Source organism: Thermophagus sp. OGC60D27, from assembly GCF_052400625.1.
Lineage (GTDB): Bacteria > Bacteroidota > Bacteroidia > Bacteroidales > Marinilabiliaceae > Thermophagus.
Genome location: NZ_JBQTGH010000017.1, coordinates 30459 through 43650, shown reverse-complemented (window position 1 = coordinate 43650; position 13192 = coordinate 30459). Strand labels below are relative to the sequence as shown.

General features: G+C 41.6%; 13 protein-coding genes. 10 read left to right on the top strand and 3 right to left on the bottom strand.

Features of this window, described 5'->3' with window-relative positions:
* Positions 1–637 precede the first annotated feature (637 nt).
* The 4 genes from ACT29H_RS15650 (at position 638) to ACT29H_RS15635 (ending at position 4721) form a co-directional block, all read left to right on the top strand.
* Positions 638–1699: a LacI family DNA-binding transcriptional regulator gene (locus tag ACT29H_RS15650; protein ID WP_444822594.1), complete on the top strand. Its 1062-nt coding sequence runs from the start codon at positions 638–640 to the stop codon at positions 1697–1699.
* Between the two features lie 37 nt (positions 1700–1736).
* Complete coding sequence (gene kduI / locus ACT29H_RS15645) at positions 1737–2573, top strand: 5-dehydro-4-deoxy-D-glucuronate isomerase (protein WP_444822593.1); 837 nt, start codon at positions 1737–1739, stop codon at positions 2571–2573.
* Between the two features lie 62 nt (positions 2574–2635).
* On the top strand, positions 2636–3448 hold the full coding sequence (locus ACT29H_RS15640) for a gluconate 5-dehydrogenase (protein ID WP_444822592.1): 813 nt from the start codon (positions 2636–2638) through the stop codon (positions 3446–3448).
* The gene (locus tag ACT29H_RS15635) at positions 3441–4721 is read left to right on the top strand and encodes a DUF4861 domain-containing protein (protein WP_444822591.1); all 1281 of its coding nucleotides are present in this window, start codon (positions 3441–3443) and stop codon (positions 4719–4721) included. Before ACT29H_RS15640 ends, ACT29H_RS15635 begins: the two co-directional genes overlap by 8 nt.
* A gap of 682 nt (positions 4722–5403) precedes the next feature.
* Here the strand turns inward: ACT29H_RS15635 and ACT29H_RS15630 are convergent.
* The gene (locus ACT29H_RS15630; RefSeq protein ID WP_444822590.1) at positions 5404–6210 is read right to left on the bottom strand and encodes an FKBP-type peptidyl-prolyl cis-trans isomerase; all 807 of its coding nucleotides are present in this window, start codon (positions 6208–6210) and stop codon (positions 5404–5406) included.
* Positions 6211–6522: 312 nt separating this feature from the next.
* Entirely contained in the window at positions 6523–7308 is a 786-nt protein-coding gene (gene mnmD, locus ACT29H_RS15625) for a tRNA (5-methylaminomethyl-2-thiouridine)(34)-methyltransferase MnmD (protein WP_444822589.1), read from the bottom strand.
* A 545-nt stretch (positions 7309–7853) separates the two neighbouring features.
* Between mnmD and ACT29H_RS15620 the strand changes: the two genes are divergently transcribed.
* Positions 7854–8585 (top strand): phosphorylase family protein, encoded by a 732-nt coding sequence (locus ACT29H_RS15620; protein ID WP_444822588.1) that lies wholly within the window; start codon positions 7854–7856, stop codon positions 8583–8585.
* Here the strand turns inward: ACT29H_RS15620 and ACT29H_RS15615 are convergent.
* On the bottom strand, positions 8558–9658 hold the full coding sequence (locus ACT29H_RS15615; RefSeq protein WP_444822587.1) for a nucleotidyltransferase family protein: 1101 nt from the start codon (positions 9656–9658) through the stop codon (positions 8558–8560). The genes ACT29H_RS15620 and ACT29H_RS15615 overlap by 28 nt on opposite strands.
* A gap of 593 nt (positions 9659–10251) precedes the next feature.
* On the opposite strand from ACT29H_RS15615, the gene ACT29H_RS15610 reads away from it, so the two are divergent.
* The 5 genes from ACT29H_RS15610 (at position 10252) to folK (ending at position 13162) form a co-directional block, all read left to right on the top strand.
* On the top strand, positions 10252–10770 hold the full coding sequence (locus ACT29H_RS15610) for an RNA polymerase sigma factor (RefSeq protein ID WP_444822586.1): 519 nt from the start codon (positions 10252–10254) through the stop codon (positions 10768–10770).
* A gap of 289 nt (positions 10771–11059) precedes the next feature.
* Positions 11060–11530 (top strand): GAF domain-containing protein, encoded by a 471-nt coding sequence (locus tag ACT29H_RS15605; RefSeq protein WP_444822585.1) that lies wholly within the window; start codon positions 11060–11062, stop codon positions 11528–11530.
* Between the two features lie 179 nt (positions 11531–11709).
* The gene (locus ACT29H_RS15600) at positions 11710–12429 is read left to right on the top strand and encodes an SDR family oxidoreductase (protein WP_444822584.1); all 720 of its coding nucleotides are present in this window, start codon (positions 11710–11712) and stop codon (positions 12427–12429) included.
* A 2-nt stretch (positions 12430–12431) separates the two neighbouring features.
* Positions 12432–12788 carry a dihydroneopterin aldolase gene (locus tag ACT29H_RS15595; RefSeq protein WP_444822583.1) on the top strand — a complete coding sequence of 119 codons (357 nt, stop codon included), beginning with the start codon at positions 12432–12434 and terminating at the stop codon, positions 12786–12788.
* Entirely contained in the window at positions 12788–13162 is a 375-nt protein-coding gene (gene folK, locus ACT29H_RS15590) for a 2-amino-4-hydroxy-6-hydroxymethyldihydropteridine diphosphokinase (RefSeq protein WP_444822582.1), read from the top strand. The genes ACT29H_RS15595 and folK overlap by 1 nt, the downstream gene beginning before the upstream one ends.
* The last annotated feature ends 30 nt before the right edge of the window (positions 13163–13192 follow it).

Genomic DNA, 13192 nt, shown 5'->3' with positions numbered 1-13192 from the left:
ATAAAATTTACTTAAGTTGTTGACCGAATGGAACTCGCATGATCAAGTTATATACATACTTTTTTGTGATCTTAGTTACTGATCATGCTCGTTTCATTCGTATAAAAATTATCTCTTTTATTGATTCATCAGTTTCAGGGAACTCGGCTGACTGAGTTTTATCCAATTTTTTTGGAATCCCTGAATCATTCAGTATCGGTTGGGGTAGGTATTGCCAATTATCGTTTCATGTATTTTTTATGGTTGTTCAATTTTGAAAAATTGCCATTTGTTATGAACTTGCTTATTCGTTGATTAAAAGGATGAATTCACTTTTCGTTAACGAACACGAAGATATGAGATTCTTTTATTTCGGTCAAATATTTTTATGATTTTTTGCTGTTATTTAAAATTTGGGGAGATGATAGAAGCAGTAAAAGGCAGACCTTTATTGGTGTATGTGTATTTTAAGTGGCTTTTAAATAGAATGTTTGAATATTTATCGCTTCAATTTCGGAAACGTTGTTATTGGAGTGGGCTATTTAAGCGGTCTCCTGTTCTAAAGAATGGATTAAATATGAGAAAAGGGAAAAACAGTGTCAAAAATTTGTGTTTTATGTGCAAACGTTTGTATTTTTGTCATACAATTTGCTGAAGTATGGCCAAAAAACATGTTACCATTACGGATATCGCCAATCAGATGGGTATAACGCCATCGACCGTATCGCGGGCTCTTTCCGGAAATACCAGAGTCAGCGAAAAAACCAGATCGGCTGTTCTGAAAGTGGCCGAAGGAATGGGGTATCAGCCCAATATGCTGGCCTCCTCCTTACGAAAGGGAAGAAGCGATACCATCGGAATGATTGTACCGCGTATTAACCGTCATTTTTTTAGTCATGTTATTAGTGGAGTGGAGGCCATTTTTAATCCGGCAGGGTATAGTCTGTTGATCTGTCAAACTCATGAAAGAGAAGAAGATGAAAGAAAAGCGGTTCAAACCTTAATGCAAAACCGAGTGGGCGCGATTATCATTTCTCATTCGGTGGAGACACAGGAGTTTGATCACTTTTTGGACATCATTTCGGAAGGCATTCCATTGGTTCAGTTTGACCGTGTAACAGACCAGGTGAAAGGCCCCCGGATTATTAATGATAATTTTTTGGGCGCTTTACGAAGCACTCGACATCTCATTAAAAATGGGTGTAAGCGAATTGCGCATTTTTCAGGAGCACTTCACATCAATGTGTATCGCGAGCGGTTAGAAGGCTATAAATATGCTCTGAAACAAAGCAATATAGCGTTTGATCCGGAGTTGGTAGTCGAAAATTGCATATTGCAAGAGGCGGGAGCTGAGGCTGCCGAAAAACTATTTCATTCTCAAAAGATTGATGCCATTTTTTCGGCCAGTGATTTTTCAGCTCTGGGAGCCCTGAAGCAATTGAAAAAGTTGGGTGTCAAAGTCCCCGAAGCGATTAAAATCTGTGGGTTTGCCAATGAACCTTTTGCCGGGTTGGTGGATCCGGGGCTGACATCTGTCGAACAAAATGCTTTTGAGATGGGCTCTCAGGTGGCCCGTTCCATAATCAATAACCTGGGGAAAGATGAGTTTGGCGAGGAGGAAATTCAAATTCCGGTGCGGCTGATTCCACGGTTATCTTCCATGCATGAGAATTCATCGGCTATGTATCCAGGAGACGATGAAATCATTAATTTGAAGTAAATAAGAATGTTTAATGTTTTATTAAAATAATACAATCATGAATTACGAGTTAAGGTATGCAGCACATCCTGCTGATTTTAAAGGTTATGACACCAAGAGAATCCGTGAAGATTTTCTGGTTGAGAACGTAATGGTTCCGGGCGAAATCAATGTGGTTTATTCTCTGTATGACAGGTACATTGTGGGCGGAGCGGTGCCAACCGATCAAGCGTTGAAACTGGAGCCGTTTAAGGAGTTAAAGGCCGAATATTTCCTGCAACGTCGTGAGATGGGAATTATTAATGTTGGTGGTGATGCGAAAATTACTTCCGACGGAACCGAATACATTTTAAAGTATAAGGAAGCGCTTTATTTGGGCAGCGGGAATAAAGAAGTAACAATGGCTTCGGTCGATGCTTCCAAGCCGGCTCATTTATACATCAATTCTGCACCGGCGCACCATGAGTATCCCAACAAAAAAGTTACCCGAGAGGATGCCGAAATTGTGGAGCTGGGTGCGCTCGAAAGCTCCAATCATAGGGTGATCAATAAACTGTTGGTAAATAGTGTGGTGAAAACTTGTCAGTTGCAGATGGGGATGACCGAACTCAAAGCGGGAAGTGTTTGGAATACTATGCCTGCCCATACGCACACCCGAAGAATGGAAGCCTATTTCTATTTTGAAGTACCGGATGATCAGGCTATTTGTCACTTTATGGGTCAACCAGACGAAACCCGTCACATCTGGATGAAAAATGAGCAAGCGGTGATTTCGCCTTCATGGAGCATTCATAGTGCTGCCGGAACTTCCAACTATACCTTTATCTGGGGTATGGCAGGTGAAAATCTGGATTATGACGACATGGAAAAATGCGGCCCTCAAGATTTGAAATAATTGGGGAAATGTTGGTTGTTGAAGAATTAAGTTAAAGTGTTACTATTAAAAAATATACTGTTATGAGTATCATTAATGAGTTATTTGATCTGAATGGAAAAGTTGCCCTTATTACAGGGGGAACCCACGGCATTGGCATGGCCATCGGTAAAACGCTGGGAAAGGCCGGTGCCAAAATTGTGGTGAATGACCTTTCCCAAGAAAAGCTTGAGGCGTGCAAAAAAGAGTATGCCAAAGATGGTGTTGATGTTTATACCTTGGTCTTCGATGTGACCAACGAAGAAGATGTTGATAAAGGAATCACTCAAATTGAAAAGGAATTGGGTGAGATTGATATCTTGGTCAATAACGCCGGAATCATTAAGCGGATTCCTATTCTTGACATGAAAGTTTCTGAATATAAACAAGTCATTGATGTGGATCTGGTGGCTCCTTTGATTGTGTCCAAAAGAGTGGCTCCTTCAATGATTAAGAAACGGAGCGGAAAAATTATTAATATGTGCTCAATGATGAGTGTCTATGGTCGTAATTCCGTTTCTGCCTATGCTTCTGCCAAGGGGGGATTGAAACTTCTTACGGCTAATATGACCTGTGAGTGGGCCAAATACAACATTCAGGTAAATGGAATAGGTCCTGGTTATATTGCAACTGCTCAAACAGCGCCTATTCGCGAGGGGAACCATCCTTTTAACGATTTGGTGATGACGCGTACCCCGGCGGGTCGTTGGGGAGAGCCCGAAGATGTGGGTAATGCAGCTCTTTTTCTGGCCAGCAAAGCCAGTGACTTCGTGAACGGACACGTTCTGTACGTCGATGGTGGTATTCTTGCTAATTTCGGTTATGTTAAAGGTGAAAATGATTTGCCAAATGAATAGAGTGATTATGGGTGTTGTGGCTCTCTTGTTATGGGGAGCCACTTCATGTTCGGAAAAACCGTCGCTGGTGGTTTCCAATCCTCTGGATGTGGAAAGAAGTGACGAAACCATTGTTGTTAAGAGATCCGACCTGGAAGAACGCTTTGGCGAAATTCCCCAAGGGTTTGCTGCAGCGATAAAGCTTAACGACCAATATGTTCCTTCTCAGGTAGATGACATGGACCGTGACGGCGTGTGGGATGAACTCGTTTTTACGGTGGATTTTCAGCCTTCCGAAACGTTATCATTGGAGGTAGTTAATCTTCCCGAAGATGAGTATCCCGAATTTCCTGTTCGTACCAATATCCAGCTGGGCATCCATCAACCTGATGGAACCTATAAAGAGGTGGATAAGTACGATGCTCCCCCCATTTCAGAAGGATTTAAAATTATTGCGCAAGGGGAAAGCGTTAGTTGGGAAAATGATAAAATGGGGTTCCGTAACTATTTTGATGTCAGGAATATTAAGGATCTGTTTGGGAAGCTGAAACCAGATATCCTTCTGGATAAACTCCATACACCGGAAATACCGGATTATCATACGCTTTCCGATTGGGGGATGGACATTCTTCACTGTGGAAGTTCTCTGGGTTCCGGAGGTCTTGCCATGCTGGAAGCAGATTCGCTCTACCGACTGGGGTCCACAGAAAAGTATTCTTTTGAGAAAATTACTGAAGGACCAGTCAGGTCGGTGTTCGATCTGAAATATGAAGGGTGGAAGGTGGCCGACCAATCTTTATCGGCCGTGGAGCGGATCACCATTTTTCCCGGGAAATATTGGTTTATGTCGGACGTGACCGTTAACGGATTTGATGGTGAAAAGCAGCTGGTGACCGGAATAGTTACAAGTAAATTAACCAATGAGCCGTTTGAGTTTAAAACCGACCCCGGTTATCGGGTGATCGGGACTCACGATCTTCAGTCGGAAAATAAGGATGAACTGGGAATGGCAATAATGTTGAAAGACGATGAGGTGACCCGTGTGGCACGAACCACAGATATCAACTTCTTTGAACGGGGGTATCAGACGGTGGTGGAGAAAGCGTTCAGTCACGTTATTTCCGAAACCTATTATGTCGCCCAAAAAATCAAGGCCGACCGAGCAGCCCGTCATTTCTTTTTTGCTGTTTGGGGACTCGAAGATGAGAAATGGAAAGATGTTGAAAACTTTAAGGCTTACATGACTGACGAAGCCCAACGGCTTGGGAATCCGGTGGTTGTTGAAATGCATTAGGAGATCATCTTTGAAGGTCAACGTCGCTGTGACGTTGCTAATGTAGTTTAGGTTTTATAAGTTGTGTTAAAGAGGAGTGAATCTGTCATCAACGGTAGGTTCACTCCTCATTTTTTATGGGTTTCGAAAATGTAAAATTAAAAACGGTCAGGTGATGCATGGTCGAAATAGGAATCGTAATCAATCGTTTTTTTCTGGTTCATCTTTCTTTTGTGTGTGCAATGCTTTCCGGTATATAAAAAGTATTCATACGTATCACACTTAGCAATGAAGGATCTCTCTCAGAGAATAGTTGTAAAAATGGGGAATCGTGAAAATTTGCTGGAAATAATGAATAAATTCAGAGGTAACATAAATGAGAGGGGCATGGTCAGATATTTCCGAAACCAACTAAAATGAGAGGGGCATAACCAAAAAATTTCGGGCATGATCAAATATTTTCGGGCATGATGAAATTTTTCCGGGATGGATGAAAATTGATTGGTGGGTTAAAAATTTGATTGGTGCGATAGAAATAGTGGAGTCCTATTTTTTTTGACACCAAGGTCAGTGTCTGTTGGACGTTTGAGTGTCTTGCAAAAAAGAAGGGATGTCCAATTAATTTGAACATCCCTATATCTTATATTAATATGTATGAATATACAAAAAGTTTTTCGTCGGCAATTGCCAAGACGATTGTGAATTATAGAATATCAATCAATTCTACTTCAAAAATGAGCGTTTCGTTGGGGCCAATTTTATCGCCGGCGCCCTTGTTGCCATAGGCCATATCGGAAGGCACAAATAATTTCCATTTGGCCCCGACAGGCATCAACGTTAAGGCTTCCTGCCATCCCTTGATGACCTTGTTTACCCTAAAGGTTGCCGTATCACCCCGCTCCACTGAGCTGTCGAACACCGTTCCGTCGAGGAGTGTTCCGTGATAGGTGCATCGCACCTGATCGGTTATTTTAGGCTTTGGGCCGTTCCCCTCTTTTAATATTTGATATTGGAGTCCACTTTCCAGTGATATAACCCCATTATTCATGGCATTTTTTTGTAAAAAGGTTTTTCCTTTATTCAGATTATTTCTGGCCTCTTTGTTTTTCAGGCTGTCTTTTCGTTGTCTTATTTGTTGGAAAATTTGGCGGATGTAGATGTCTGCGGTCATTTCCGTGAAGTAAGATTGCCCATAAGCCAACTCATTGAAAAACCCTTTTTTAAAGATTTCTACATCAATGGTGTCGAACTGATTTTTTCGAAATTCGAGATATCGTTCCAGTAGATTGGCATTTTTTAATGCCAGTGCCACCTGTTTAAATTCAATAGTATCAAAAGGGGTTTGTTTTAAGTTGTTTTTCCAGGCATTGGCCTCATAAAATCCTAACGCATAGCTTAAACTATCCAGCTGATTGTTGAGTTCCACTTTTCCGGTGTTGGGAACTCGGTTACATGCGGCCAGGGCTAGCAATACAGTAGTCATGACCATGATTAATTGTCTTTTTTTCATTCGTATGGATATTTATTGATTTATTTTTCTATTGTCCGGAATTCTCTGTTAATGGATGTATGGATTAGCATGAATGGAACAACCTAAAAATTCTTCCGATTTGGGGAAATATTTCGTCCCAATGGCAGTTATCCGCTTTTTCGGCTTTATTGATTGCAACTGTTTCGTATTTCCCAATGAGAGTATTCCAGGTTAAATGTAGGATGAAATATTGGAAAATCATGAATGAAAAGAGTACGAAATTAGAATTGTTACTACTTATTAAGGTAAAGTGGCGGTGAAAAACTGAGCCATTCGAGATTTTTTTTTGCTTTAGGATGCCGGCTTTGTGGCTCTCAGCATTTCTCTTTTTCCGGGAGGACCGGGAATTTTTTCGATAATGAGGCCTGCATTTTGGAGAGCTCTTTTTACACTTCCCTTTGCGCTGTAGGTGGTGAGAATGGCTCCGGGACTCATCATGCCTGCAATGGATTGAAAGATTTCCGGGGTCCACAGTTCCGGTTGTTTGTCGGGGGCAAAGGCATCGTAAAATACCAGATCGTAATGTTTGTTGCTGACAAAGTTTTGTATTTCGGTTTGTTCCTTCACGAGCCGGAATAGTGAGGTTATGTCGGTTGGGTGGTTCCAGGGGGCTTTATGAATTTTCTGAAAACAGCTGTTAGCCTGTTGGAAGGGAATATGGTCGGGATAATTTATTTTTTCCGTTATTTCGGGTGGGAGCGGGTATTTTTCTAGGGAGTGGTAGCAAATAGGATGGTTGTTCGAATAGACTAAAGCGAGCAGGGCATTAAGGCCGGTGCCGAATCCTGCTTCCAGAATATGTATGGGGTCGACCTTTGGGCGGTGATGGCTGGCGATTTTGTTTTGGATATTCGGATTGGTTTTGATCTCTATCCTCTTTTGTGGGGTAACGCTGTCGCTGCCATTCGGGGCTTTCATTTTTAAATAGTGTTGAAGGCCCGCCCGAATGAATACATGCATCGACTCTTGTATGGCCCCGTGAATGGAATGGTAGTGTTCGTCAAGGTCGGGACGGTAAAGGGTGGAAGATCCGTCCTCCGATGTTTTGAGGATTATTTGGGGGAAATCTTTATTCATCAGTATAAAATTTGGTTAATTCATTGGTCTGATGGAACTCGCCTGATTCAGGGGGTATACATACTTTTTAGTGACCATCTCACATTGTGATACTTGTGAGCTTCCTATAAATTCTTTGTTTATTATTATTAGTTTCACAATTTGTAGCAGGGCTTATAAATTATGCGAACCAATATGTGATAGCCTTTGAAGATAATGATTCTGCCATGAAATAAATTTTTCGGTGGCAAAGATAGTGATATCTGATTGCATTGTTTGCAGGCGTGGAATCTTTCTAAATCAATGTTTCTATTTCCCGTTTTTTGAGACTGTGGAGGTCGTTTTATCCATTCCGTCGATGAGTTTTAAGTTTATTGTTGTTATTTTGTTTGTTCAAATAATTTTCGGAATAGTCGAACAATCCAATTGGCTAAATATCTGGAATAGAAGATTAATATTGGGGGAGGGATAGATATATGTCCGGCCCAAAGCATTGATGTTTGAAAAATATGAGGAATCTTTGGGCGATGAGAATCATTGACCCTCCGTTAAATTAACCTTTAATTATGTGCATAGACAGGATTACTTTTATTGTGGCCATGGAGGCAGAAGCCAGGCCGTTGATACGGAAATTGTCACTTGTGGAAGATGAGTTTTTTGGCGTTGGTTTGCCCATGCGAGGCTGGACAGGTGAATATGAAGGCATTTCTTTGTGTTTGGTTACTAATGGAAAAGACCGGGCTACGACGCATGATTTGATAGGTACCGAAGCAGCCACATTGTCCACTCAACTGGCACTGGAACGGTATCGTCCCCAAATGGTGATTAATGCCGGCACTGCGGGTGGTTTTATGCAAAAAGGGGCCCGAATAGGAGATGTTTATTTGAGCCATCGGGAAGTGGTTTATCATGATCATCGTGTGGATATTCCTGGGTGGGAGGCCCATAGTGAAGGTCATTATCCGGTGTGGGATACCGGTCAGTTACAAAGTCTGCATTTAAAATATGGCGTTGTTTCCACGGGCAGTTCTCTGGATATGCCTGAAGGGGATGAAAAGCGTATTCATCGTTTGGGAGGGGAGCTTAAGGAGATGGAAGCGGCTGCTGTTGCATGGGTCTCTTCTTTGCATGCAGTGCCTTTTTTTTGTGTCAAAGCGGTGACCGATTTGGTAGATTCGGGAAAACCAACGCATGAAGAGTTTTTGCAAAACTTAAAGCTTGCCACCGACCATTTGTCGGAAGCATGCCTGGAAATTATCCAATTCTTTGCTCAAAATCCCAATATTCGTTTAAAGTAGAGCTTTAGTAGGGCGACTCCCCGATGTTTTCCATATTGTTGATCCATATACGCTTTTTCAGGAAAAAATTCTCTGAAGAGCATTATGCTTTTGTTTTTGATTCCCGGCAGTCGTAAAATCTCTTTGACGACCATTTGTTTATGTCTTTTAGCCGCATCTGTCTCACGCAGGAAAAAGGTCTCTTCCGGAAATGGAATTTTAGGACGGATGTTCCAGGGATCATAAGGCAACAGGCGCATGGCCCAGGCCATGACCGAGGCCATTTGCTCTTTTTCCCGTGGGTTAAAGTTCAGCACTTTTCGAATGAAGGCCGGGTCGTGTTGATTCCTTTCTAGGAGGAGCGCCAGATCCACCAACCAACCCAGTCGCAGTCCTCCCAACTGATAACCTTTTAAAAGATGACCGGCCAAATGATAGGTCTGCATAACATCATTAAAGATACTGATGTTGGGTATCTGTTGTGGACAAAAGGTTTCACTGAAAAGATCTGTCTGTTGAGGGTTTAGCGTACTTCCAATGGCAAAAAGACGCCGGTGAGGCTCTATCATGATATTTTGCCAGCGGATGGCAGGGATATGGGCATTGACTTTGGCGTGTAGTTGCGAAATGGGTTGATGAATTGGAGTGGCGCCCTTTTGATACATGATATCAGCAAAGAGATCCATTTGCGCATCGGGCACCAGAATGTCGATGTCGCCCATGGGGCGCAATGCTTCCTGCGGATAGACTGTGAAGGCCAATGCCGTTCCCTTGAGGGGAACGATGGTGATTCCGTTTTGTCGGGCCAAAAGATTCATCTCACTGAAAACTTTCCATTTTTGTCGATTCATCAGAAGGGTTTGCAGATACTGCATCTTTAATGGTTCTTCCAATTCCGGTGGCAGAACCATCGCTGGATGTTTTTTGAATTGATAATAGCACCAAGGTGCCACCCCGTTTCTGGCTGCAAAGCTGAAGACCTCTTCAAAATTTGTTTGGGTCACCCGGGATAAAACCGGCGGTTTCTGCGAAGGTTTGCACCACTCAAAAACCAGATTGGCAACAGTCGACTGAAATGGTAAATTCTCTTTCATGAAACAGATGTCTAAATAACTTAACTATGAGATGTTTTTGAATGGTACCGGTTGAGCGGGTGTGGATAAGATGCCTTCTACTGGCTAGATGCATAAACAATGTTCGGCCTTTTTTCCGTACCGCTCGATTTCGAAACGGAACCTTCTTACCTCAATGACTAAGCTTGTTTTTTTTGCTCTCGAAGCATTTTTATGAAAATAATTAGGTAAAACTAATCATAAAGTATTGGCTCAGCAATGGTTTTTGAACTGAAATGGGGGAAAGGAATATTTGGATTTGTGCCAAAGAAAGGGAGTCAGACTGATCATCAAATAGGTTGGCATAATGTAAAATGATTCTAAATTAGGGGTTTGCAACCAGTAAGGAGTTAATTTAATATTTGTTTAACATTAAACACACTTGACATTTTGTATTTGTTTGCATAATTTAGAATCATCTGTTTTGGTTAAAATTAATAGCCAGATACTCAATTAAAAAGCGTGTTGTTTATTTAGAAACAAACTAAATAGAGAGAAAAAAGAGGTATTTAGGAGTTTGAAGTCGTTTATTTTTATTGTAGTTTTGTTAGACAGGAAACAAAAAATTAAATACCATGACATCAATACAATTTACTAATCGATTACTGGGGCTTCAGGATAAGTTGTTGTATTTTGCCCTGAGCTTGACATCTAATGATGAAGATGCCCATGATCTTCTTCAGGAAACCATCCTGAAGGCATTAACTTACCGCAATCAGTTTGTGGCCAACACCAATTTTAAGGCTTGGGTGTTTACCATTATGAAGAATACGTTTATTAATAATTATCGAAGAAATCAGAAAACCCGAAACACTTTTGATGGATCGGACGATGCCTTTAAATATGCGCACCGTCATAATTATACCTCCGAGACACCTGAAATGGTACATTCCGTGGTTGAAATGAATAAGTATATTGAGCAGTTGTCGGATGAGTTTCGGATTCCTTTTCGCATGCATACCGATGGTTATAAATATAAAGAGATCGCTGAAAAACTGGATCTTCCCATTGGTACCGTAAAGAGTCGTATATTCTTCACAAGGAAGAAATTGCAGGAGATGTTAAGAGATCGTGAAGGTAGCTATGCGGTATAATTATATTTGGATAATTTATTCGGTAATTGGGTGCCGAAATAAAATAAGTTAAAGATTTGGGTTTAGTGGATGAGTGGGCAGCCGGCCAATTGTTTTTATAACAATGGCCGGTTGTTTTTTTTTGATTTTGGAAGAATTTCTTTGTGCGATGGCTTAATTTTGTTTAATTTTTGCTGCCCATAGGGGTGAGGTGTGAAAATAGATGCTTTTGTGGGTAAGAAAATGGGGATAAGAGCAGGTGTGACAAGCATGCTTGTAGGTCAAGAATTTAAAAATTAATTGATAAAATATGAATAGCCAAACAAAATCAAGACGATATCAACGGATTTATGGTCAAGTAAAATCTTTAATAGGAGCAACCGCGAGCCCATGGTCACGCATGAGTACCCTAGCCGCCTTGTTGCACCATAAAATGGATGGCTTTTTTTGGACCGGATTTTATTATCTGGATGATAACGGCGATTTGGTGGTAGGGCCTTATCAGGGACCACTGGCCTGCCTGAAACTGAAAAAAGATACCGGTGTGTGCTGGGCTGGCATTAATGAAGAGCGCAGTCAAGTGGTTGGAGATGTTGAAAAATTCCCGGGGCATATTGCCTGCTCATCGTTAAGTAAATCTGAGATTGTAGTGCCCGTTAGAAACCATGAGGGTAAGGTTGTGGCTGTGTTAGACATAGACAGTAGGGAGTTAAATGCTTTTGATGATACAGACCGGGAAGAACTTGAGAAAATGGTAACTTTGGTTTATGGGGAGGTCTAGGGTTGACAAAGTTCAATAGCGCCTTAAACGATTTGCCTATACGTTAAGATGCAAAAAAAATTTTGTGAAGGTTCCTGTGCAGCGAAAATCAAAACAGTGACTGGAGTTTTAATAATTTATTGCCATTCGTCTTTGAGGTATTCCTGGGCCATTGGTATAAAAAGTGATGTAAAACGGATATGAGACGCATCGTATTAATTACCGGAGCAGCCAAACGGCTAGGAGCAACGTTGTCGCGATCGCTGGCGGCCGAAGGATGGGATGTGGTGTTACACTACAATTACAGTCGTGATGAAGCCCACGCCCTGTCAGCGGAGCTTAAAAGCAAGTATGCAGATCGTGATTTTCCTGTAGTGCAATGTGATTTGAGCAATACCGATGCTGTATTATCTCTTTTTGAAAGATTGCCCGAGGGGTATGAAGTTTTGGATGCACTGATTAATAATGCCAGTACTTTTAATTCCGGAACCATTGAAGAAACTTCCCCCGCCTTTCTTCGGAAAGAGATGGAAGTCAATTTTGAGGCTCCCTTTTATTTGCTTCAATCGTTTAAAAATTCGTTTGAAAAAGGATGTATTGTAAATATCCTGGATACTAAAATAACGACCAATGAAGCATCACATGCGGCTTATCTTTTGGCAAAAAAAAATCTGGCATCGTTGACACAAATGGCAGCACTGTCGTTTGCTCCTGATTTTCGAGTGAATGCGGTGGCGCCGGGACCTGTTTTGGCACCACCCAGAAAAAGTGACGATTACCTGATGAAAGTTGTGGGAAAAACCCCTCTTAAGAAAAGGGTGGAACTTTCAGACATAGCCTCTTCTGTATCTTTTTTGTTGAATACCTCCTCTGTTACAGGGCAAATAATATTTTGTGACAGTGGTTTACATCTACTGTAATTATGGCGAAAATTATTATAAAAGATTTATTGTTGCGCACCCAGGTAGGATTTAATCCCCACGAGTTAGGAAAAAAGCAAGACCTTTTGCTCAATATATCCATAGAATATCAAATCAGGGGAGAAGAGCTGAGCGATCAACCCGATGAGGCATTAAACTATCGAAATATCTGCAAACAAGTTATCGCTCTGGTAGAAGGTAACCACTACAATTTGCTGGAAAAGGTTGCGAATGATGTGGCCACACTATTGTTGACTGAGCCGCGAATAGAAAAGGTGGAGGTGGAAGTGGACAAGCCTCATGCATTGCGTTTTGCGCGTAGTGTTTCTTTTTTTCTGTCGAAAAGTAAACCGCATTGATGAGACATCAGGCAATCATTGTTCTGGGTTCAAATATTGACCCACAAACAAATATGAAACGTGCATTGGACCTTTTGCAAGAGCGTTTCGAGGTACAAAAAATCTCATCCATTCTTAGAACTACTCCGGTGGGAATAACCAATCAGCCCGACTTTTTTAATGCTGCGGTATGGCTGGCAACCACCTTGTTGCAGGAAGGTCTGAGGCAAAGGCTAAAGGTTATAGAAAACGAGATGGGGCGAGACCGTTCACGCCCCAAGTATGGACCCAGAGAAATTGATTTGGATATTGTGGTTTGGGATGGTGAAATCGTGGATGATGACTATTATCAAAGAGATTTTCTTCGGCAGTTGGTTGCAGAACTAATGTCCTGAAAGCAGCCTTTTTCCACGTGGATGTTTGAT

Bases quoted from the DNA above. Each gene is read 5' to 3' on its own strand.
- ACT29H_RS15650 (WP_444822594.1), top strand. From the start codon at position 638: ATGGCCAAAAAACATGTTACCATTACGGATATCGCCAATCAGATGGGT.
- kduI (WP_444822593.1), top strand. From the start codon at position 1,737: ATGAATTACGAGTTAAGGTATGCAGCACATCCTGCTGATTTTAAAGGT.
- ACT29H_RS15640 (WP_444822592.1), top strand. From the start codon at position 2,636: ATGAGTATCATTAATGAGTTATTTGATCTGAATGGAAAAGTTGCCCTT.
- ACT29H_RS15635 (WP_444822591.1), top strand. From the start codon at position 3,441: ATGAATAGAGTGATTATGGGTGTTGTGGCTCTCTTGTTATGGGGAGCC.
- ACT29H_RS15630 (WP_444822590.1), bottom strand. From the start codon at position 6,210: ATGAAAAAAAGACAATTAATCATGGTCATGACTACTGTATTGCTAGCC.
- mnmD (WP_444822589.1), bottom strand. From the start codon at position 7,308: ATGAATAAAGATTTCCCCCAAATAATCCTCAAAACATCGGAGGACGGA.
- ACT29H_RS15620 (WP_444822588.1), top strand. From the start codon at position 7,854: ATGTGCATAGACAGGATTACTTTTATTGTGGCCATGGAGGCAGAAGCC.
- ACT29H_RS15615 (WP_444822587.1), bottom strand. From the start codon at position 9,658: ATGAAAGAGAATTTACCATTTCAGTCGACTGTTGCCAATCTGGTTTTT.
- ACT29H_RS15610 (WP_444822586.1), top strand. From the start codon at position 10,252: ATGACATCAATACAATTTACTAATCGATTACTGGGGCTTCAGGATAAG.
- ACT29H_RS15605 (WP_444822585.1), top strand. From the start codon at position 11,060: ATGAATAGCCAAACAAAATCAAGACGATATCAACGGATTTATGGTCAA.
- ACT29H_RS15600 (WP_444822584.1), top strand. From the start codon at position 11,710: ATGAGACGCATCGTATTAATTACCGGAGCAGCCAAACGGCTAGGAGCA.
- ACT29H_RS15595 (WP_444822583.1), top strand. From the start codon at position 12,432: ATGGCGAAAATTATTATAAAAGATTTATTGTTGCGCACCCAGGTAGGA.
- folK (WP_444822582.1), top strand. From the start codon at position 12,788: ATGAGACATCAGGCAATCATTGTTCTGGGTTCAAATATTGACCCACAA.